Source organism: Alkalimonas sp. NCh-2 (genome assembly GCF_039631345.1).
GTDB classification, from domain to species: Bacteria; Pseudomonadota; Gammaproteobacteria; order Enterobacterales; family Alteromonadaceae; genus Alkalimonas; species Alkalimonas mucilaginosa.
This window is the reverse complement of the sequence record NZ_JBDIUV010000006.1, coordinates 188,281-208,469: the sequence shown is the minus strand read 5'-3', so window position 1 is coordinate 208,469 and position 20,189 is coordinate 188,281. Positions and strand designations below refer to the sequence as shown.

General features: G+C 51.4%; 18 protein-coding genes. 5 read left to right on the top strand and 13 right to left on the bottom strand.

The genetic code is table 11. The features are described from left to right. The first annotated feature begins 85 nt into the window (after positions 1-85). Positions 86-991 carry a glucosaminidase domain-containing protein gene (locus ABC502_RS15365; protein WP_345916521.1) on the top strand — a complete coding sequence of 302 codons (906 nt, stop codon included), beginning with the start codon at positions 86-88 and terminating at the stop codon, positions 989-991. Positions 992-1,089: 98 nt separating this feature from the next. Here the strand turns inward: ABC502_RS15365 and ttcA are convergent, their stop codons facing one another. From ttcA to ccoN, 11 genes are all read right to left on the bottom strand, one after another. Next, on the bottom strand, positions 1,090-2,010 hold the full coding sequence (gene ttcA / locus ABC502_RS15360) for a tRNA 2-thiocytidine(32) synthetase TtcA (protein WP_330087099.1): 921 nt from the start codon (positions 2,008-2,010) through the stop codon (positions 1,090-1,092). 75 nt (positions 2,011-2,085) lie between these two features. After that, positions 2,086-3,018: a universal stress protein UspE gene (gene uspE / locus ABC502_RS15355; protein WP_345916520.1), complete on the bottom strand. Its 933-nt coding sequence runs from the start codon at positions 3,016-3,018 to the stop codon at positions 2,086-2,088. Between the two features lie 126 nt (positions 3,019-3,144). Further along, positions 3,145-3,861, bottom strand: a complete 717-nt coding sequence (fnr, locus tag ABC502_RS15350) for a fumarate/nitrate reduction transcriptional regulator Fnr (RefSeq protein ID WP_330087097.1) — start codon at positions 3,859-3,861, stop codon at positions 3,145-3,147. 35 nt (positions 3,862-3,896) lie between these two features. After that, positions 3,897-4,574 (bottom strand): sulfite exporter TauE/SafE family protein, encoded by a 678-nt coding sequence (locus tag ABC502_RS15345; protein ID WP_330087096.1) that lies wholly within the window; start codon positions 4,572-4,574, stop codon positions 3,897-3,899. After that, positions 4,561-4,776 carry a cbb3-type cytochrome oxidase assembly protein CcoS gene (gene ccoS, locus ABC502_RS15340; protein ID WP_345916517.1) on the bottom strand — a complete coding sequence of 72 codons (216 nt, stop codon included), beginning with the start codon at positions 4,774-4,776 and terminating at the stop codon, positions 4,561-4,563. Before ccoS ends, ABC502_RS15345 begins: the two co-directional genes overlap by 14 nt. Further along, a complete protein-coding gene (locus tag ABC502_RS15335; RefSeq protein ID WP_345916515.1) occupies positions 4,773-7,154 on the bottom strand; it encodes a heavy metal translocating P-type ATPase in 2,382 nt (793 codons plus the stop codon). The genes ccoS and ABC502_RS15335 overlap by 4 nt, the downstream gene beginning before the upstream one ends. Positions 7,155-7,161: 7 nt before the next feature. Further along, positions 7,162-7,647 carry a FixH family protein gene (locus ABC502_RS15330; RefSeq protein ID WP_345916514.1) on the bottom strand — a complete coding sequence of 162 codons (486 nt, stop codon included), beginning with the start codon at positions 7,645-7,647 and terminating at the stop codon, positions 7,162-7,164. Between the two features lie 66 nt (positions 7,648-7,713). After that, the gene (gene ccoP / locus ABC502_RS15325; protein ID WP_330087092.1) at positions 7,714-8,691 is read right to left on the bottom strand and encodes a cytochrome-c oxidase, cbb3-type subunit III; all 978 of its coding nucleotides are present in this window, start codon (positions 8,689-8,691) and stop codon (positions 7,714-7,716) included. Beyond that, complete coding sequence (locus ABC502_RS15320; protein WP_330087091.1) at positions 8,684-8,872, bottom strand: cbb3-type cytochrome c oxidase subunit 3; 189 nt, start codon at positions 8,870-8,872, stop codon at positions 8,684-8,686. Before ABC502_RS15320 ends, ccoP begins: the two co-directional genes overlap by 8 nt. Positions 8,873-8,877: 5 nt before the next feature. Next, complete coding sequence (ccoO, locus tag ABC502_RS15315) at positions 8,878-9,489, bottom strand: cytochrome-c oxidase, cbb3-type subunit II (RefSeq protein WP_330087090.1); 612 nt, start codon at positions 9,487-9,489, stop codon at positions 8,878-8,880. Between the two features lie 10 nt (positions 9,490-9,499). Next, positions 9,500-10,930, bottom strand: a complete 1,431-nt coding sequence (ccoN, locus tag ABC502_RS15310; protein WP_330087089.1) for a cytochrome-c oxidase, cbb3-type subunit I — start codon at positions 10,928-10,930, stop codon at positions 9,500-9,502. 286 nt (positions 10,931-11,216) lie between these two features. Between ccoN and ABC502_RS15305 the strand changes: the two genes are divergently transcribed. After that, on the top strand, positions 11,217-11,627 hold the full coding sequence (locus tag ABC502_RS15305; protein WP_345916513.1) for a hypothetical protein: 411 nt from the start codon (positions 11,217-11,219) through the stop codon (positions 11,625-11,627). Position 11,628: 1 nt separating this feature from the next. Here the strand turns inward: ABC502_RS15305 and ABC502_RS15300 are convergent, their stop codons facing one another. Together ABC502_RS15300 and gap are read right to left on the bottom strand one after the other, a co-directional pair. Then, positions 11,629-12,468 carry a D-hexose-6-phosphate mutarotase gene (locus ABC502_RS15300; protein ID WP_345916512.1) on the bottom strand — a complete coding sequence of 280 codons (840 nt, stop codon included), beginning with the start codon at positions 12,466-12,468 and terminating at the stop codon, positions 11,629-11,631. A 16-nt stretch (positions 12,469-12,484) separates the two neighbouring features. Continuing rightward, on the bottom strand, positions 12,485-13,489 hold the full coding sequence (gene gap, locus ABC502_RS15295) for a type I glyceraldehyde-3-phosphate dehydrogenase (protein WP_330087086.1): 1,005 nt from the start codon (positions 13,487-13,489) through the stop codon (positions 12,485-12,487). 166 nt (positions 13,490-13,655) lie between these two features. Between gap and malQ the strand changes: the two genes are divergently transcribed. The 3 genes from malQ to glgX are packed head-to-tail and all read left to right on the top strand — an operon-like array spanning position 13,656 to position 20,132. Continuing rightward, positions 13,656-15,848, top strand: a complete 2,193-nt coding sequence (gene malQ / locus ABC502_RS15290) for a 4-alpha-glucanotransferase (RefSeq protein WP_345916511.1) — start codon at positions 13,656-13,658, stop codon at positions 15,846-15,848. 28 nt (positions 15,849-15,876) lie between these two features. Then, positions 15,877-18,066, top strand: coding sequence for a 1,4-alpha-glucan branching protein GlgB (gene glgB / locus ABC502_RS15285; protein WP_345916510.1), 2,190 nt, complete (start codon positions 15,877-15,879; stop codon positions 18,064-18,066). Between the two features lie 2 nt (positions 18,067-18,068). Further along, positions 18,069-20,132: a glycogen debranching protein GlgX gene (gene glgX, locus ABC502_RS15280; protein ID WP_345916509.1), complete on the top strand. Its 2,064-nt coding sequence runs from the start codon at positions 18,069-18,071 to the stop codon at positions 20,130-20,132. Positions 20,133-20,189: the final 57 nt, after the last annotated feature.

Here is a 20,189-nt window from a genome sequence, read left to right as displayed (position 1 = left end):
GGCTTTTACGTTAAAGCAAAAGAGCCAGGCTGGCAAGCAGGCCCATCGGCAAGCCAAAAGAATGAAAGCAGCTTACAGGTGATAGATGCGATTTTTGAAGTTCCCACTACTAACGGCCGTTACAATGTTAGTGCTGTATGCACTGTATTATCCTTTTATGGAATCAACAGTGACTGAGCCAGAGGTTGTTGTATCGCAAGAACCAATCGAACACCCCTTACGCTCGGATGTGATCAGTTATGCGCGATCTGAGCAGGTGCGTAAACGTTTGGCTTATCCAACATCGGCACCGGCCAAAAAACCATTGCCGGATTTTGATGCCATTGCCGATATAAATGAAAAGAAGCAAGCGTTTTTTGCCTATCTTGGCCCTCATGTCGCACGGGAAAATGCCCGTTTGCGGTTTCTCAGAAAACAACTGCTAGAAATGAAAGCACAACTGACGAATCGTCAGCCATTAACCGTGCAGGATTATGCATTCTTGTATGCATTGTACGATGAGTTTCGCATGGACGTTGCTCAAACGGATGACGACAGTTTCACTGAACTCTTGAAGCGGGTCGATATATTGCCTGCATCTTTGGTATTAATGCAGGCGGCCAATGAGTCGGCATGGGGGACCAGCCGCTTTGCGGTGGAGGGGTTGAACTTCTTTGGTCAATGGTGTTTCCGTGAAGGCTGTGGTTTGGTGCCATTGTACCGTGGTGAAGATCAGTTTCATGAGGTCGCTCGCTTTGATTCGGCCGGTGCCAGTATCCGCAGCTATTTCTACAACCTGAATACCTTCCATAGCTATGAAGAGCTGCGGGATATCCGGGCCGAGCTGCGCAGCCATAACAAGCCGGTTCGAGGCGAGGAGCTGGCCCGGGGCTTACTCCGCTACTCGGAGCGAGGGGAGGATTACATTGCCGAAATCAGTGGCATGATCCGCTTTAACTGCCCGATTTTGCAGGAAGTGGAACACATTGTTACCATCTCGCCGGCTTGCTAGTCAGCCATGCAGGTACAAAAAAATAGCCAGTGCAGACTGGCTATTTTTATTTTATTTCGCAGCAAAGCACTGCACTAAACTGCAGTGGTCGGCCGGTACTAACTCAGTTCGACCACCTGGACGGCTGCAGCGGCCTTTTCGTGCTCTTCATCGTCGGTTATCGGTAGCTTTGCCGGTAAACTAACCGGGTCAAAGGCAGTATCGCTGGCATAAGCTGCATCGTCTTTGGACAGTTGTTTAAAATCAAACAAACTTGCATCAGCCAGATGCGAAGGAACGACATTTTGCAGTGCCTGAAACATGGTTTCAATGCGACCAGGAAAGCGTTTATCCCAGTCTTGCAGCATCTCTTTCACGACCTGGCGCTGTAAACCATCTTGCGAGCCACACAGGTTGCAGGGAATGATAGGAAAGGCTTTGGCTTCGGCATAACGGCTAATGTCCTTTTCCCGGCAATAAGCCAGAGGTCGAATCACCATATGTTCACCATTATCACTCAGTAGTTTGGGTGGCATGGATTTCATCTTGCCGCCATAAAACATATTCAGAAACAAGGTTTCCAGCATATCATCGCGGTGATGGCCAAGCGCAATCTTGGTAGCGCCCAGCTCTTTAGCTGTACGGTACAAAATACCACGGCGTAATCGCGAACACAGTGAGCAAGTGGTTTTGCCCTCGGGGATTTTTTCTTTCACAATAGCGTAGGTGTCTTCGGTGACAATTTTATAGTCGACACCAAGCTGGCTTAGATAGTTGGGCAACACTTCAGCCGGAAAGCCTGGTTGTTTTTGATCCAAATTTACCGCCACAATGGAAAAGTCGATTGGGGCCGACAATTGCAGATTCAGCAGGATGTCCAGCAGGGTATAACTGTCTTTGCCGCCGGATAAGCAGACCATGATTTTATCGCCAGCTTCAATCATATTGAAGTCGGCAATGGCCTGGCCAACTCCACGGCGAAGTTTCTTATGCAGCTTATTCAGGCTGTACTGAGCTTTGGCTTGAGCAGAATGCGACATAACACCACCCTGAAAAAAAACGGCGCTCAGTATAGCGGATCCGGCGCCGTTTCCATAGTGCTCAGCAAGGCTTAATTAAGACTTCTGCAACGGACTGACAAAGTCCTCTGGTTTTACTGCCAGTACATCGCAGTCCAGCCGATCAATAACATGCTCAGCTGTGTTGCCAATGATGGCTGCGGAAAAGCCGGTACGGCCAATGGTGCCTATCAGCACCATTTCAGCATCCAGTTCACGGGCAACTTTTGGGATCACATCCTCGGGCATACCTTCAAGTACATGGGTATGATCATCGCCTATGTTATGCTGACGAGCCAAGTCTTTTACGGCATCGACGTGATGACGCTTCATGGTGCTGTTGTATTCCTGTGGATTGAACTCTGGAATTTCAATGGCAATATTGACCGGAGTGCCCGGATAAGCATTGACCAGGTGCACCTCTGCAGACAGCATGCCTGCCACTTTTTTGGCTTTGTTGATCAGGCGGCTATTCAGCGATTTATGGTAGTCTTGTTCACTGCCAGCATTGACCGCTACCAGCACATTGCCACCTTCCGGCCAATCGTGGTCTTTGACCAGGAGTACAGGGCAAGGACACTTTCGCAGGATATGCCAATCGGTTGGTGTGAAAATCATGGACTTGAGCACATCGTGGTCATGGGTACCTTTAAATACCATGTCGTAACCCTCGTCCAGTACGGCTTTGACAATGGCTTCAAAGGGCCTGTTGTGCCATTCGACATGAATATCAACGACCAGACCTTTGTCGCGGTAGGGGGCAACCAGTTCGCTGATCCACAGTTCACGATCTTTAATCACCGCCTGACGCATAGACTCTCGCTCTTCGCCAGACAGCATGGTAGTCATTTCGTAGGAAAAGTCATATATCGATAAAAAGGCGGTAAGACTACAATCCTGATAGCGGGCGTACTCAACAGCCCGGTTGAGTGCTTTTTGTTGTTCGGTAGTGGGATCAATCACTACCATGATATGTTGGGGTTTGGACACAGCATCGCTCCTTATGGTGCTTTGACTTCATTCAGTGTAGTCAAAAAACACAGCGATGCCGAGTGAAAAACATGCGTTGTATCAAACAGAAACAAAATAAAGTGCAGCGGCCTGGCTGCCGCCTTGCTAGCTGGCGATGCCGGCCATACCACCCAGGCTTGCTAAGGCTGCTGCATTACTGATGCTGATAAACTTACCATCAACGTGGATAAGCTCTTCTTTATGAAAACGCCCCAGGATCCGACTGATGGTTTCCACCGTTAAGCCCAGGTAGTTGCCAATTTCACCCCGTGTCATGGTAAGGCGAAACTCTTTGCCTGAGAAGCCACGGCTGTGAAAACGTTGCGCCAGATTGGTTAAAAAGGCGGCCAGCTTTTCTTCAGCATTTTTTCGATTGAGCAGCAACATCAGTTGCTGATCGGCGGAGATGTCCTGACTCATCAGACGCATCAGCTGTTGACGCAGTTTGGGCAGTTCGCCCAGTAGTTGCTCCAGGTTCGCATAAGGGATCTCACAGACCATAGCTGTTTCCAGCGCCTGAGCGTAGCTGACGTGTTGCTCGGTGTTGATGGCTTCAAAGCCCAATACATCGCCAGGTAAGTGAAAACCCGTGATCTGTTCTTCGCCCTGCTCGGTCAGGGTAAAGGTTTTGAAGGATCCGGTACGAATGGCATAGAGCGCCTGAAAAGGCCGGCCAGCTTCGTACAGATAATCGCTTTTGTGCAAAGGTTTTTTGCGTTGAATAATGTCATCCAGCGTATCCAGCTCGTTGTCGTTTAATGTAAAAGGCAAGCAAAGCTGACTGAAACCACAATCCTGACAGTTGATTGACGAGTGGGCCATAACAGATCCATAGTTGTCGCTATATTGGTGATAGCTTAAGAAACTAGCCGCGCCAAGGCAAGATAAACCGTATAAAAACCGTAACCACCGAGCAGCAGGGCGGTGCCATACCGGAACCAACCTTGTTGTTTCAGCTGGGTGAGTCGTGTTGCCAGAGTCGCGGTGAGCAAAATAGCGGGCAGGGTGCCTGCACCAAAAGCCAACATAATACCGGCGCCGGCTGTGGCACTACCACTGGCCAGGCTCCAGCTCAGGGTGCTGTACACCAGTCCGCAGGGCAGCCAGCCCCAGCACAGACCATAGCCAAAGGCCTTGTAAGGGCTATTCAGTGGCATTAGCCGGCTGCTAAGGGGTTGGATCCGCCGCCAGACGCCTTGCCCCAACCGTTCCAGATGCAGTAGCAGGGTGGATAATTTTGCTATGTACAGCGCCATAGCAATCAGCAATAAGCCGGCCAGCAAGCGCAGCCACACCATTGAGGCCCCTGTCACTTGCAGTGCAACAACACCAAAATAGCCCACGACAGCACCGAAAAAAGCATAGCTGGTTAACCGGCCAAGGCTTAGTAGTAGTTGGTAACCAAAGCGACGGCTTGGCGACATAGCGGGCATGGATAGTTGCAAAGCAGCTACAATACCGCCACACATTACCAGGCAATGGCTACTGCCTATCAGGCCAATCATCAAAGCTGCAGCCAGGTCAGCGGGGTTCATGGTCACTGCTGTTGGTTGTGTGGTCAGGTTGCTCGGTTGGTTCGGTTTTAGCCGGAGCCTTGGGCTCGTCATCGAACAAAATGCTAAAGCCCTGTTTATCGAGATCGTCGAATTGTTTGCTTTTCACTGCCCAGAAAAAAATAGCCAGCCCTATCATGACAAAAAGTACTGCTATTGGGATCAGAACATAAATAACACTCATGATTTGAGTAACCTTAGTGAGTTGGATACCACCAACAAGGAGCTGAATGACATCCCCAACACGGCAATGTAAGGGGAGACCAGACCGACCACCGCCAGTGGAATGATGATCACATTGTAGCCCACCGACCAGGCCAGATTTTGTTTGATGGTGCGGGCGGTTTGCTCTGCGCCTGCCAAAAGCGTGGTCAACAGGCTTAAATCATTGCGCAGGATCAGCACATCGGCCTGATTCTTCGCCAGATCAGTACTGCCTTGCAGTGTGACTGAGACGTCGGCAGCATGAAAACAGGCGCTGTCGTTAATACCATCACCAATCATCATAACTTTCTGTTGTTGAGCGGTCAGTTGCTGGATCACGGTTACTTTCTGCTCCGGGCTACAACCTTTCTCCAGCCAATCAAAGCCTAACTGCTGCGCTACCCGCTCCGCCTGGCTGGAACTATCGCCGGTTAACAGACCCAGTTGATAGCCTTTGGCTTTGAGGGTTTGCAGCAACGCTGGAACTTCTGGCCGTAATTCGTCCTGCAATTCAATGGCGGCCTGCAGTTCGTGGTTAATGGTCAGGTACACCATTGCACCCCGGATTGGTTTCGCCCGACAGAATGCGGCATTGCCTACCTGAATGAGCTGACCTTGCCACAAAGCTGATATACCGGCGCCTATGCTGATTTGTACCTTGCTAAGTGTCAACTCCTGTTGCAGATAAGGTTGAAAGGCTTTGCCAATTGGGTGCTCGGAATGCCGTTCCAGATTGGCGATCAGGTTCAGCAAGCTGGCTTTATCCTGCTTTGTCTGCAGCAGATGAACCTGATGCACACTAAAACGCCCTTGGGTCAGGGTGCCGGTTTTATCAAATACGATTTGTTGAATATCGGGCAATCGATCCAATACCTGATTGTTTTTAATCAGGATATGCTTGCGGTTTAACTGTGCCAGTGAGCAGGTGATGGCAGTAGGGGTCGCCAGTGCCAGCGCGCAGGGGCAGGTAGCAACCAAAACCGACAAAGTGACCCAAAAAGCACGACTGGCATCAATCCAGAAGAACCACACCAAAAAGGTGGCCAGCGCTATCAACAGTAAGCGCTCGACAAAATACTGAGCCAGTTCGTCGGTTTTTTCAGCCAGTTTGGGTTTTTGATTCAGCGTCTCTTGTTGCAACGCAATGATCTGGCCAAGCCGTGATAATGCCAGTGGTTGACCGACTTTAACCTGCAACACACCATCATGATTAACGCTGCCTGCCAGTACAGTACTGCCTGCAACTTTTGCGATAGGCTGGTATTCGCCAGTTAACATGGATTCATCGACGCTGCTGGTGCCGTCGATCACTTCGCCGTCGGCTGGCAGGGTTTCACCGGCTTTCACCAAAATCAGGTCGCCTGGTTGCAGTCGCCTGGCTGAAGTGCTCTGCGGCTGACCATCGATCAATTGGGTGGCCGTGACCGGCATGATTTTTAATAGATTACTGGTGGCATCCCGAGCTTTTGCTCTGGCCCTGTATTCAAAAAATTTGCCCAGTTGCAAAAAGAATACAAACATGCAGACCGACTCAAAATACACTTCACCGGTTTCGGTGACCGTGGCATAGGCGGAGGCAAAGTAGGTGTAGTAGATGGCCAGGCTGACTGGCACATCCATATTCATTTTACGATTGACAATGCTACGCCAGGCGCTGGTGACGAAGGGCAGGGCAGCATAAAAGGCCACCGGAGTGGTCAGTAGCAGGCTGATCCAGCGCAGGTAATCCTGATGCTCGGGATCAATGCCGGTCCATTCGCCAAAGTAGAGCGCTATTGCCAGCATCATCACCTGCATCGACAAGATACCAGAGACGGCCAACCGCTTTAAATAACGGCTGAGCTCTGCTTTATGGGTTTTTTCTTCCTGATCGGCGGCAAAAGGGCTGGCCTGATAACCCAGTCGGGCAATGTCTTGCAGGATATGACTGAGCTTCAGCTGTTCAGGCAGCCATTCGATCTGGGCGCGCTGCGTGCCTGAGTTCACACTGATACTGGCGATCCCCGGCAGTTGCTTCAGGCGTCGTTCAATCAGCCAGGCGCAAGCGGCACAACTAATACCACTAATGGACAACTCAATTTTACTGCGCTCTCCCTCGATGCTGCTTAGATCAGCCAGCACATCCGGGCTGTCGTAACTGGCCAATTCTGCGGCCAGATCAGCGGGCATCGCATCGGCTTTGGTGGCGGGTTCTGTTCGAAAACGGTAATAGTCAGCCAACCCCTGTTGAATAATGGTATCGGCTACCGCCTGGCAACCCGCGCAGCAAAAAGAGCGTTGTTCACCTTCAAAGGATAATACAAATTGCTGACCGGTCAGAACCGGCTCGTGGCAATGAAAGCAGCGCTCAGTACTCATAGTGTGGTTAATAGCCTAGCTTCACTTCCTGCTCGGCAGGGATATCCAGCGTTACCCGCAAACGCCACTCCTGACTGTCGTCAGACACCACTAAGCGAAAACGTCCACGCGGGGTGTGCGGCAGGGTGGCAACATAGAGCAACTCGCCACTGCGCTGTGCATCCACTTCAAAGTCATTGGCACCTAAGGTGGTATGATAGAAATCCAGATGGATGCTTTCACCCAGAACGGCGTTCTCCTCAAAGCGCACCACGGCACGATTACCAATCACCAGTACATGGGCTTCCAGATTGCGCAGTGCCGCTTCACGGTATTTTTCCAACCGGTTATTGATGGTCCGGCCTTCCCGGTAGTAGTCATCGACTACCATTTCCGGCTGGTTTTGCAGCATGATGTAAAAGGCCCAACCGCCACGGGCAAAAGCAATTACTGGCAGCAGAATTAAGATCCAGGGCCAGAGTTGTTTGTACCAGGGTTTGGTATCTGTATGCATGAAAGCGTTCCTCGTAAAAATAAACCCCGAAGCCGGGGTTTATTCTATCTTAATCCAGCCAGGGGATCAGTCTTGTTTTGGCTCGGGGTTGGATAAGCGGTAGACATAAGCGGTCAGAATATGCACCTTATCTTCGCCCAGAGTGTGACGGAAGGCTGGCATTTCGCCAAAGCGCCCCTGCGTCAAGGTTTCGGTGATATCGGCAGCAGAGCCACCATACAACCAGATGTTGTTGGTCAGGTTCGGGGCACCAAAAGGTAAATTGTGGGCCACACTGCCTTTACCGTCATTGCCGTGGCAGGCTGCACACATAGCAAACTTGGCCTGGCCTGCTTCAGCATCCCGTTGATTGACGGTACGGCCAGATAAGCTCAGTACATAAGCCGTCATTTCACGGATACCTTGCTCACCCAGTGCATCTTTGAAACCTGGCATGGCAGCTTTACGGCCATACAACAGCGTTTCTTTGATTTTCTCTGGCGTACCACCCCACAACCAGTCATTGTTGGTCAGGTTTGGAAAGCCACGCTGACCACGGGCATCTGAGCCATGGCACTGCGCACAGTTTTGCAAGAACAAGCGTTGGCCGATACGTAAGGCTTCCGGATCGTAGGCCAGATCCAGTACATCACGTTCAGCAAATTGCCGGAACACCGGGCCATAGACTTCATCAGCCCGGGCAACTTCCCGATCCAGCTGCACATTCATGCCGGCTTCACGCGCCGCGATAACTGCTTGCTCAGACTGTTCCAGCGACAAAATACCCTGATTGGAACTGGTCCAGTTTAAAAAACCTTTGTAATTGCCAAGGCCAGGGTAGGCCGCCAGGTACAGCAGTGACCAGGCTATGGTGATATAGAACATGTAGGTCCACCACTTTGGCAGTGGGTTGTTCAGTTCCGAGATGCCATCGTGCTCGTGGCCGGTGGTTTCATCTTCGGAAACACCAACATAGTTCTTCAGGTTCCAGGTCAGCAATACGAAACAACCAACCAAAACCACCAGGGTGAAAATTATGATCCAAGCGCTCCAGAAGCTACTCATGATCGGACTCCTGTTTTTGTTTTTGTTTAGGCTTTATCTGCTCAGGCTCGTCGTCGAACACCAGGTTCGCCGCTTCGTCGAAGTCTTTTTTCCGACCTTTGCCGTAGGCCCAGATAATCAGGCCGACAAAACCTACAAATAAAATGACGGTTAATATGCTGTGTAAGGTTGCAAATTCCATCGTAATCACTTCAAGTGTGTGCCCAGCGATTGCAGATAAGCAATCAGAGCATCCATTTCGGTTTTACCTTGAACGGCTTTTGCCGCACCAGCGATGTCTTCGTCGGTGTAGGGCACGCCCAGGTTACGGAAGATTTCCAGCTTACGGGCTGTGTAGCGACCATCCAACACCCGCTCTGCTAACCAGGGATACGCCGGCATATTGGATTGCGGTACTACAGAGCGTGGATCCATCATATGCGCATAGTGCCAATCGTCGCTGTAGCGTTCGCCAACACGTGCCAGATCAGGCCCGGTCCGCTTCGAACCCCACAAGTGAGGGTGTTCCCACACATGCTCACCAGCGACTGAGTAATGACCATAACGCTCTACCTCTGAGCGGAACGGACGGATCATCTGGCTATGGCAGTTATTACAGCCTTCACGGATATAGATATCACGGCCTTCCATCTCCAGTGCAGTATAAGGGCGTAAGCCATGGACCGGAGTGGTGGTTTCCTCTAAGTACATCAGCGGCGTGATTTGTACCATGGTGCCAAAGCTAATGGCAATGATGGTGAAAATACCCAGCAAGCCAACGCTTTTTTCAATTTTTTCGTGATGATTTTTATTCGACATTGCTTGCTCCTTACGCCATGGCTTCAGCAACAGGCTTCAGAGAGTGGTTCTCTGCACGCAGGGTTTTGTAAGCGTTGTAAGCCATCACAAACATCCCAACCAGCACGAACACACCACCAATAAAGCGCATCAGATAGAACGGCATAGAGGCTTCGACACTTTCTACAAAGCTGTAGGTCAGGGTGCCATCGGTGTTGACCGCGCGCCACATCATGCCTTGCATAATACCGGAGATCCACATGGCCACAATGTAGAGTACGACACCAATGGTATGCAGCCAAAAATGGGTGTTTACCAGCTTAATGCTGTACATACGGCCCTGATTAAACAGCGTAGGGATCAGGTAATAGGTGGCACCAATGGTAATCATCGCAACCCAGCCAAGAGCACCTGAGTGCACGTGACCTACGGTCCAGTCGGTGTAGTGCGACAGAGCATTTACTGATTTGATCGCCATCATTGGGCCTTCAAAAGTGGACATGCCATAGAAGGACAGAGAAACGATCAGGAAGCGTAGGATAGGATCGGTTTTTAGCTTATGCCAGGCACCAGACAGCGTCATAATGCCGTTGATCATACCACCCCAGCTCGGCACGAACAGGATTACTGACATTACCATACCCAATGACTGGGTCCAGTCTGGCAGGGCTGTGTAATGCAAGTGGTGCGGACCGGCCCAGATGTACAGAGCAATCAGTGCCCAGAAGTGTACAATCGATAAGCGGTAGGAATAAACCGGACGGCCTGCTTGCTTGGGCACAAAGTAGTACATCATGCCTAAGAAACCAGCAGTCAGCAGGAAGCCTACGGCGTTGTGGCCATACCACCACTGGATCATGGCATCGACAGCACCCGCATAAATCGAGTAAGACTTCACCAGGTTCAGTGGTATCACCATGTTATTAACCAGGTGCAGGGCTGCTACCGTAATAATGAAAGCACCATAAAACCAGTTAGCGACATAAATGTGGCTGGTTTTACGCTTTACCAGCGTACCAAAGAACACCACAGCAAAGGCAACCCAGACTACGGTAATCAGAATATCAATAGGCCATTCCAGCTCAGCGTATTCTTTGGATTGGGTAATACCAAGCGGTAGCGTAATGGCCGCCAGTAAAATCACTGTTTGCCAGCCCCAGAAAGTGAACATCGCCAGCTTTTCCGCAAAAAGGCGGACCTGACAGGTACGTTGAACGATGTAGTAAGCCGTTCCCATTAAGGCACTGGTACCAAACGCAAAAATGACTGCATTGGTATGAAGGGGACGGAGGCGGCTGTAGGTCAGCCATGGAATGTCAAAGTTCAGGGCAGGCCAATACAATTGGGCTGCAATCAGTACACCTATCCCCATACCCACAATACCCCAAAGAATGGTAGCGAGGGTAAAGAGACGGACAACGCTATAGTTGTAGTCAACTTCTAACGATTTAGTCTGGCTCATATCGAGTTCCACTGCAGTTTCGCTGGTTACAAATTATCCACTTGCGGGAAGTGGCCCTTTTTTTATCACCCCAAGCCGGTACGTACCTCACTGTACCCACTCTGGGCTATTCTGGTTGCGGATGATAAAGTGTTCACTTTCTAAAAGATAGTTGAATCCGCGGGTTTTATGATTTAGAACAAAGTCCTTGTTTACTAAGTAAACAAGTGTAGGTTGTCTTTGCCCATTTTGCTGTCTTCCATGTAGAATTGTTCGTCTTGTCAGGATTAAAAGGTTTGATTCACTTATGCTCAAAGCCAGACAGCTTCGATGGGTGTCTTTGCTGTTTCTGTTGTCTTGTCAACTGGGGTGCCAGCCTGCGCAACACACTGATCAATCCGAGCTTTTGCTCTATGATAGCACAGCCGAGCGCCTGACGATAAGCCCTGCAACTGTTCCGGTGGAGTCTTTGTTAACTATGCAACTGCAGGCTTTGGCAGCTATAGCTGACATCAGTGCGGAGGTGACCGGTGATTCGATGTATATGGGACGGGTACCTGTTCGCTTTGATCCGCTGACTGATAATTTGTGGCAGGCGGAGTTTCTATTAGGCGCCTGCACCGATCCGAACATGCGGTGGCGATTGATGGTTAAGATACGCTATCAGGATGGCCGTGAGGTGCTGATTCATCAAACCTTTCAAAGCAGTTGGCGTTAAGTTAGCGGCGGGAGATGCGCTGGACTAAGTGCAGGGGAACCGCTTGCCAATGGAGTCTGGCGGTTTCCACACAAACAAACTGCTGATAACCATCATCTGCTACATCACTCAGTTGCTTACTTTTAACCGGGCCAGGATTCCATAACACCGAGCTGTCATGGCCTGCCTGCTGCAGACTAACAGCTACTTCGCCATCTTGAAGGAGTAATTTGTCCGTTGGCTGCTGATAAATACGATCGGTTTCACCGTAAAGCTGGGCACCTTGCAGGCCATCGTTGCCAGGTCGCTGCTGTACTTTATCCAGATATGGTCTTCCAAGGCCGTGGACTTTCAGTTGCCCGGGCTGATGGATCCGAAAATAGCTATGCAAAGCCGCTTGTTGGGGCAAGGCTTGTGCACAGCGCAATGTCAGTTGTAGCTCCTGGCTGGTTAAACGCAGTTCAAGTTGCAGTTCGGTAGCTGCCGCTTGCTGCGGTAAACGGTCAAACAGACAGTGTAAATGCAGTATGGCTGCGGTGGCGGTGCATTGCTGTTGCAGCAACTGCCAATGACGGGTTCGGGCTAATCCATGGCTGGGATGCTGGTTTGCCTCAGGGATATGCTCCGGTTGTGCTGGCCCAAACCAGGGCCAGCAGATAGGGATGCCCCCACGAATGGCCTGGTTGTTCCAGCCAGCCTGTTCAGAGAGCCAGAGCAGTTCGTCTCCGGCACTGGGTTGGTAGGATAAAACCTGCGCACCGTAGCTGCTGATCACGGCACGGGCTGGACCGCAGTGCAGCAGCCAGCACGGCAGGTCGTGCAGGTGGGCAAAACCAGTCTGTTGCCGGATACTGCTTAGCATAGGGCGGCGCGGCCTGTTATTTCATCATCTGTACAGTATTGTCCAGCATACGGTTGCTAAAGCCCCATTCGTTGTCGTACCAGGACATGACTTTGACCAGCCGGCCATTGACACGGGTTTCGCTGGCATCAAAAATGGATGACATCGGGTTGTGATTGAAATCTACCGATACCAGCGGTAAGTCGTTCACGGCCAGGGCTTCATTCAGCGGTGAGGTTGCAGCCGCTTGCCGAATGATGTCATTGACTTCGTCCACTGAGGTTTGACGACCGGCAATAAAAGTTAAATCGACCAGTGAGACGTTCAGGGTTGGTACCCGTACCGCCAGACCATCGAACTTACCTTGCAGTTCAGGCACCACCAGACCAACAGCGGCAGCTGCACCGGTTTTGGTTGGGATCATCGACATGGCCGCAGCACGGGCCCTCCGAACATCGGTATGGTAAACATCGCTCAGTCGCTGATCGTTGGTGTAGGCATGGATAGTGGTCATCAGGCCGGACTCAATGCCCAATGCATCGTTTAGTGGCTTGGCAATAGGAGCCAAACAGTTGGTGGTGCACGAAGCGTTGGAGATAATGGTCATATCCGGAGTGATGATGTTATGGTTTACACCATAGACAATGGTTGCATCCACATTCTTAGCTGGTGCTGAAATAATGACTTTTTTGGCGCCGGCTTCAAGGTGCGCACCTGCACTGTTGCGATCGGTAAAGAGACCGGTACACTCCAGCACCACATCGACCTGCAGTTCTTGCCAGGGAAGTTTGGCTGGGTTACGCTCGCTTAACGTCAGGATTTCATCCTGATTGACATAGATGGCACGGTCTGAATGCTCGACCTGGGCCTGAAAAATGCCATGAGCTGTGTCATACTTCAGCAAGTGCGCATTGATGGCGGCATCGCCCAAATCGTTGATTGCGACAATTTTTATGTCGTACGACTTATTCGTTTCATACAAAGCCCGTAAAATATTACGGCCGATACGGCCAAAGCCGTTGATAGCAACACGAATGGTCATAAGCACCCCTTGGTTAAACGTTATTTTGTAGTAAAATTACATTGTTTGGCGAAATTTTCAAGCGATAAATGCAATTGCATACGAATTCTTGTAATTAAATAACGCAAATCGCCCGGGTTCAAGGTAATCTCAGCATAGCAAATAAAAACTCAGCAGGAAGGACGCCATGAATACAGTGCTTATGCAACAGGCTTTGCAGTTTGCTGGTATTGAAGCCAGTTACACTGATGCTTACGGTCAGCCACAGCAGGTGAGTGAACAAAGCTTGTTAGCCTTGCTGGCTGCGCAGGGTTTTGACACCCGTGATGAGGCGGGGCTGGCTGCTAGTCTGCAGCAACAGGAGCAGGCGTTATGGCAACAATTGCTATTGCCGGTGTCGGTGCAGCAGCAAGATCAACCGTTGCATCTGGAGCTTCGCGTACCCCTGGCGCTGGCAAACGAGCCTCTGAAACTGAACCTGATCACTGAAGATGGGAAGCAGCATCGCTTTACGCTAACCCCGGTAGATGGTGAGCTGTTGCAGGTGTATCAGCAGGATGAGCACGAGTACCAGCTTTACCAGCATGCGATTGTACCTCACCTCAAACCTGGTTATCACCGCTTGCGGCTGACCAGCCCGGCCACACTCAAGTGCGAGCAGTCTTTGATCGTCACTCCACCTCATTGTTATCAGCCAGCGGCATTTGCAGAAAAAAAACAGTGGGGCGTCAGTGTGCAATTGTACGGCCTGCGTTCAGAGCGTAACTGGGGCATTGGCGATTTTGGCGATCTGCAGCAACTGATTCGGTTACTTGCAGGCCAGGGTGCTGATTTTGTCGGTTTGAACCCCATCCATGCTCTGTACCCGGCCATGCCGGAACATGCCAGTCCGTACAGTCCTTCGTCCAGGCGTTGGCTGAACTGTATCTACCTTGATGTGACCGCCATGCCTGGTTTTACGGAATCAACCGAATGCCAGCAATGGGTCAAGTCAGCAGCTTTTCAGGAGCAACTGGCGCTGCAGCGTAGCCTGGACTGGGTGGATTACACTGGCGTGATGCAGTTAAAGTTGCCTGCGCTGCGTGCTTTGTATCAATGGTTTGTGCAGCATGCTACGGCGAAGCAGCAGGCTGCTTTTACCAACTTTAAGCAGGCTGGTGGGGATAGCTTGCAGCAACAGGGCTTGTACGATGCTTTGCATGCACACCTGTATGCGATGGATAGCAGTTACTGGGGCTGGCCAAACTGGCCGCAGGAGTACAAGGCTGCGGATTCTGCTACCGTAAAAGCCTTTAGCAAAAGCCATGCTGCTGATCTGGATTTTTACTGCTACCTGCAGTTTTGTGCCGAACAGCAACTGGCTGCGGCGCAGCAATTGGCCACAGCATCTGGCATGCTGCTGGGGCTCTATCGTGATCTGGCGGTAGGCGTTAGTGAAGCATCCATGGAAATTTGGGCTAATCCGGCTTTGTACTGTCGCGATGCCAGCGTTGGTGCACCGCCGGATCCGCTGGGACCGCAAGGGCAAAACTGGGGCTTACCTCCGATGTCGCCGCTGTCATTGTTTCAGCAGGGCTATCAGCCGCTGATTGATCTGTTTCGCAGCAATATGCAACATGCTGGTGCACTGCGCATTGATCATGTGATGGCATTGCTGCGGTTGTGGTGGGTGCCCAAGAGCGCGGCTGATGCCAGAGGCGGTGCCTATTTGTATTACCCCATTATGGACTTGCTGGGCATACTGGCGCTGGAGAGTCAGCGCAACCAGGTGGTGGTGATTGGTGAGGATCTTGGTACAGTGCCAGATGGTATTCGCGATTTATTGCAGCAGCATGGCGTTTATTCGTACCGGGTGTTTTTCTTTGAACAGGCCGCCGATGGAGGTTTTATTTCACCGGCGCATTACCCTTTACAGGCCATGGCTACTCTTTGCACGCATGATTTGCCGACTTTAATCGGCTTTTGGCATTGCGATGATTTAAAGCTGGGCGAGCAGTTAGGCCTTTATCCGGATGCAGCCCAGTTGCAGCAATTGTTTGAGCAGCGCCATCGCAATAAACAGCGCATTCTGGATTCGTTGCATGGCCATGGCGCTTTACCGCAGGACTATCCAAGGCAGGTGGATCAGGTTGGAATGGAGCCGGTGTTGGCCCACGCCTTGCAGTTGCATCTGGCGAAGGGACACAGTCAGTTGGTGTCTTTACAACTGGAAGACTGGATGCATATGACGCAACCGGTCAATGTGCCAGGCACCAGTGATGAGTACCCGAACTGGCGACGCAAGCTTAGTCAGACAATCGAGCAGTTAAGCCAGCAACCAGAACAGCTGGCTTTAATGCAGCAACTTAGCCAGGCCCGTTGCGATTGGCTGTACCGGTAACCACAGGAATAACGCAAAAGGAAGCAGGATGACTCAAGTGCAAGACTTGGCAGCAGTACGCTGTGCACAACCATTTTCTTTGCTGGGCTGGCAGCCCAATCTGGTGAATGGGGAGCAAAAGGGCTGGTTGGTTCGTTGTTTTCTGCCAAAAGCAGAGCAGGTCGAGGTGCTGGATTTAACCACGGGAAAATCCCTTGGCGTGTGCCAGCCGGATCCTGCGGTGGCGGGTGTTTTCACACTACGAATGCCCCGTAAACGAAAAACGACGCCTTATCAGTTGCTGGTCACTCGGGGCAAGCATCAGTACCGCTGCATCGATCCGTACCAGTTTCAGGACGAGGCCTACCATGCGGTACATTTTGTTCATAGCCAGCCGCAAAACCTGTACCGGCAGTTGGGGGCACAACTGATACAACTGGATGTTGGAAAACACCAGCTCCACGCAACCCGTTTTGCTGTGTATGCCCCCAATGCCAGCAGTGTCAGCCTGATTGGAGATATGAATGATTGGGATGGCCGTTGCCACCCGATGCAAAAAACCGACTGCGGGCACTGGGTGTTAGTGATGCCGGATAGTGCGGCCGGTGTTCGCTACAAATTTGAAATCAAAGACAGTCAGGGACATTTGCTGCCACACAAGGCAGATCCGGTCGGCTTTCTGGCCGACCAATACCCATCGCACGCTTCTCAGGTATACGATCACAGTCGCTATCAGTGGCAGGATCAGGCCTGGCAACAACGTGAGGCCGAGCCGCTGTACCGTTCGGCGATGAGTGTGTACGAGCTGCACTTAGGTTCCTGGCGACGCAAAGAGAACAACGAACCGTTAAGTTACCTGGAACTGAAAGAGCAGTTAATCCCTTATCTACTGGATATGGGTTATACCCATATTGAGTTGTTGCCGGTGATGGAGCATCCTTTTGATGGCTCCTGGGGCTACCAACCGCTTGGTTTATTTGCACCCAGCTCACGTTTTGGCAGCCCGGATGATTTTAAAGCACTGGTCGATTCCTGCCATCAGGCTGGTATTGGGGTTATTTTGGACTGGGTACCGGCACACTTTCCGGACGATGGCCACGGCCTGGCCCGGTTTGATGGTACAGCATTGTATGAGTATGAAGATCCACGCCGGGGCTGGCACCCGGACTGGAATTCCTGCATTTATGATTTTGGCAAAGACACTGTCCGGCACTTTCTGGTGGCCAGTGCGCTGTATTGGCTGGAGCATTTTCATATTGATGGTTTGCGGGTTGATGCTGTGGCTTCCATGCTGTACTGGGACTACTCGCGTAAGGCCGGAGAGTGGGTGCCCAACGTGGATGGGGGCAATCACAACTACGAAGCCATCAGTTTGTTGCAATGGCTGAATACCGAGGTTTACCGGCATTTCCCGAAGGCCATCACCATTGCTGAAGAGTCGACTTCCTTTGCTGGTGTGTCCAGGCCGGTTGATCAGGGCGGCCTTGGTTTTGGTTTTAAATGGAACATGGGCTGGATGAACGACAGCCTGCGTTACATCAGCAAAGATCCGGCGTATCGTAAGTTTCACCATAACGATCTGACCTTTGCCATGGTGTATCACTACAACGAAAACTTTGTGCTGTCGTTGTCGCACGATGAAGTGGTGCATGGCAAAGGCAGCTTGCTGCATAAAATGCCTGGCGATGAGTGGCAGCAAGCGGCTAACCTGCGAGCCTACATTGCTTATATGTTTGCACACCCGGGCAAAAAGTTGCATTTTATGGGCATGGAGTTTGCGCAGGCGGCAGAGTGGAGCCATCAGCGCAGCCTGGATTGGCACCTGCTTGATTACGACAAGCACCGTGGTGTTCAACAGCTGTTTCGTGATTTGAACCTGAGTTACCGGCGTTGTCCGCCACTGTATCAATTGGATTATGAGCAGCAGGGGTTTGGTTGGCTTGATCACGACGATGCAGCGCATTCAGTGCTAAGCTTTTACCGGCAGGATGCATCAGCGGCCCGTATTTACGTGGTCAGTAACTTTACGCCGGTACCGCGTAACCAATATCGGTTAGGTGTTGCTGCCGCTGGAGACTATGAAGTGATCCTCAATACCGACAGCAGCTACTACTGGGGCAGCAATTACCATGTTGGGGCTGCGCTGCTGGCTGAAAACCTGCCGCATCAAAATCAGCCAGCCAGTCTGAGCTTGGATTTGCCTCCATTGTCTACCTTGTATATCCGGTGCAGGAACTGAACATGGGCTTACAGGTACCGCTGTTAAAAACCTCGGTTGGCCAGCCAAAGCCGCTTGGCCCAAGCCAGGCTGGCCCGCAGTTGTGGAATTTTGCCGTCTATGCACCGGATGCGCAGCTGGTTAGTTTGTGCCTGTTTCAGCCGGATACCGAGGAGCTTATTGCAGAACTGCCATTTGCAGGGCGCACCGGTGAGGTCTGGCACCTGCAGGTCGATGGCATTGCCAACAACACTTTGTATGCGCTGTCGGTCGATGGCGAGAATAATCCGCAGCAAGGTTTGTGCTTTGATGCAAGCCGGTTGCTGATTGATCCTTATTGCAAGCAGTTAAACCGGCCTCAGCGTTTCCAGGCCCACTTGTACCAGGAAAAGAGCCCCCTGTTTATCAGCAAGGGAGTCCTTAGTAGCTGCCCGTTTGACTGGCAAGGCATAACCAAGCCTCAGATACCGGCTGAGCAAAGCATTATTTATGAAGCCCATGTCAAAGGCATGACCATGCAGCACCCCGAGGTGCCTGAAAAGTTACGCGGAACCTATCTTGGCTTATGCCATCCTTCTATTATCAATCACTTAAAGACGCTTGGTGTCACCAGCATCCAGTTACTGCCGGTGGCCAGCTTTATGAGTGAACCCCGGTTGGAGCAGATGCAACTGAGCAACTACTGGGGCTACAATCCGGTGAATTTTTTTGCACCGGATCCACGTTATCAGTCGGAAGATGCTGTGCTGGAATTTAAAACCATGGTGCGGACTTTCCATCAGCATGGCATAGAGGTTCTGCTGGATGTGGTGTTTAACCACAGTGCCGAAGCCGGGGAGGATGGGCCTGCGCTAAGCTTTCGAGGCCTGGCCAACCGACAGTATTACCTGTTCCATAATCATGCAGATATTACCGACTACCAGAGTTACTGCAATTTCACCGGCTGTGGTAACACACTAAATGTGGCACACCCGGTCACACAAAAGCTGGTGATGGATGCTCTGCGGTACTGGCTTACTGAAATGCAGGTGGATGGTTTTCGCTTTGACTTGGCGGTCACCCTTGGACGTGAGCACAAACGCTTTAATCCGTACGCTGCTTTTTTCCAAATCATTGCTCAGGATCCGGTGCTTAGTGAAGCCAAACTAATTGCAGAGCCCTGGGATGTTGGACCTTTTGGCTATCACTTAGGCCAGTTTCCAGCCAACTGGGCCGAGTTGAATGACAAATGCCGCGACAGCTTCCGTTCTTTTTGGCGCGGGGATAAAGGCAGCCTGGCTGAATTTACTACCCGGCTGCTTGGTTCACGCGATATTTTTCAAAAACACCGCATGCCGGCTAGCTGCAGCGTGAATTATCTGTGTTACCACGATGGTTTTACCCTGCAGGATCTGGTGAGTTACCAGCAAAAACACAATTGGCTGAATGGCGAAGAAAACCGCGACGGTCATGGTCATAACCTCAGCTGCAACCATGGTGTGGAAGGCCCGAGCCGGGATCCTGCGGTGGTAGCGGCACGCTACCAGCACAAACGTAATCTGGTAGCGACCTTGCTGCTAAGTCAGGGCATGATCCACTGGCTGGGCGGGGACGAGCTTAGCCATAGCCAGCGGGGCAACAACAACGCCTATTGTCAGGACAACGACATTAGTTGGCTGAACTGGCAGTTGGATACGGAGCAAAAAGACTTTCTGCAGTTTGTGCAGCAACTGATGGCACTGCGTAAGCGTTACCCCTGTTTGCAGCAATTGTCTTTACTGGATGAGCGCTACCAATTGCACGGTGATAAACACCTGGTGCAATGGTACTTGCCAGACGGTGAGCTAAAACAAAGCCACGACTGGCACGATCCGGAGCGGGCCTGCTGTTTGTTCAGCATTCAGAACACCCGCACCGACGAAACCTTGTTCTTTGTGTTCAATGCCGGCCAGAAGGAACAACCGATCCAACTGCCAGCAGGGGACTGGTGCCAGTTGTTCGATACTGCCCGCGACAAAGGCCTGCTGCAAGCTCCCAACCAACAACAGGGCCATTATCAGCAAGCGGCTTTTAGTAGCTCGTTGTGGCAATTGCACCAGGCCGGGTAACACCGCATAAGCTGCACTGCTGCTTTAGAGCAGCCGTTATGGCAACGCGCTAGTTGC

Excerpts from the sequence above, each read along its gene's own strand:
- ABC502_RS15365 (WP_345916521.1), top strand. The coding sequence starts at position 86 with ATGCGATTTTTGAAGTTCCCACTACTAACGGCCGTTACAATGTTAGTG.
- ttcA (WP_330087099.1), bottom strand. The coding sequence starts at position 2,010 with ATGTCGCATTCTGCTCAAGCCAAAGCTCAGTACAGCCTGAATAAGCTG.
- fnr (WP_330087097.1), bottom strand. The coding sequence starts at position 3,861 with ATGGCCCACTCGTCAATCAACTGTCAGGATTGTGGTTTCAGTCAGCTT.
- ABC502_RS15345 (WP_330087096.1), bottom strand. The coding sequence starts at position 4,574 with ATGAACCCCGCTGACCTGGCTGCAGCTTTGATGATTGGCCTGATAGGC.
- ccoS (WP_345916517.1), bottom strand. The coding sequence starts at position 4,776 with ATGAGTGTTATTTATGTTCTGATCCCAATAGCAGTACTTTTTGTCATG.
- ABC502_RS15335 (WP_345916515.1), bottom strand. The coding sequence starts at position 7,154 with ATGAGTACTGAGCGCTGCTTTCATTGCCACGAGCCGGTTCTGACCGGT.
- ABC502_RS15330 (WP_345916514.1), bottom strand. The coding sequence starts at position 7,647 with ATGCATACAGATACCAAACCCTGGTACAAACAACTCTGGCCCTGGATC.
- ccoP (WP_330087092.1), bottom strand. The coding sequence starts at position 8,691 with ATGAGTAGCTTCTGGAGCGCTTGGATCATAATTTTCACCCTGGTGGTT.
- ABC502_RS15320 (WP_330087091.1), bottom strand. The coding sequence starts at position 8,872 with ATGGAATTTGCAACCTTACACAGCATATTAACCGTCATTTTATTTGTA.
- ccoO (WP_330087090.1), bottom strand. The coding sequence starts at position 9,489 with ATGTCGAATAAAAATCATCACGAAAAAATTGAAAAAAGCGTTGGCTTG.
- ccoN (WP_330087089.1), bottom strand. The coding sequence starts at position 10,930 with ATGAGCCAGACTAAATCGTTAGAAGTTGACTACAACTATAGCGTTGTC.
- ABC502_RS15305 (WP_345916513.1), top strand. The coding sequence starts at position 11,217 with ATGCTCAAAGCCAGACAGCTTCGATGGGTGTCTTTGCTGTTTCTGTTG.
- ABC502_RS15300 (WP_345916512.1), bottom strand. The coding sequence starts at position 12,468 with ATGCTAAGCAGTATCCGGCAACAGACTGGTTTTGCCCACCTGCACGAC.
- gap (WP_330087086.1), bottom strand. The coding sequence starts at position 13,489 with ATGACCATTCGTGTTGCTATCAACGGCTTTGGCCGTATCGGCCGTAAT.
- malQ (WP_345916511.1), top strand. The coding sequence starts at position 13,656 with ATGAATACAGTGCTTATGCAACAGGCTTTGCAGTTTGCTGGTATTGAA.
- glgB (WP_345916510.1), top strand. The coding sequence starts at position 15,877 with ATGACTCAAGTGCAAGACTTGGCAGCAGTACGCTGTGCACAACCATTT.
- glgX (WP_345916509.1), top strand. The coding sequence starts at position 18,069 with ATGGGCTTACAGGTACCGCTGTTAAAAACCTCGGTTGGCCAGCCAAAG.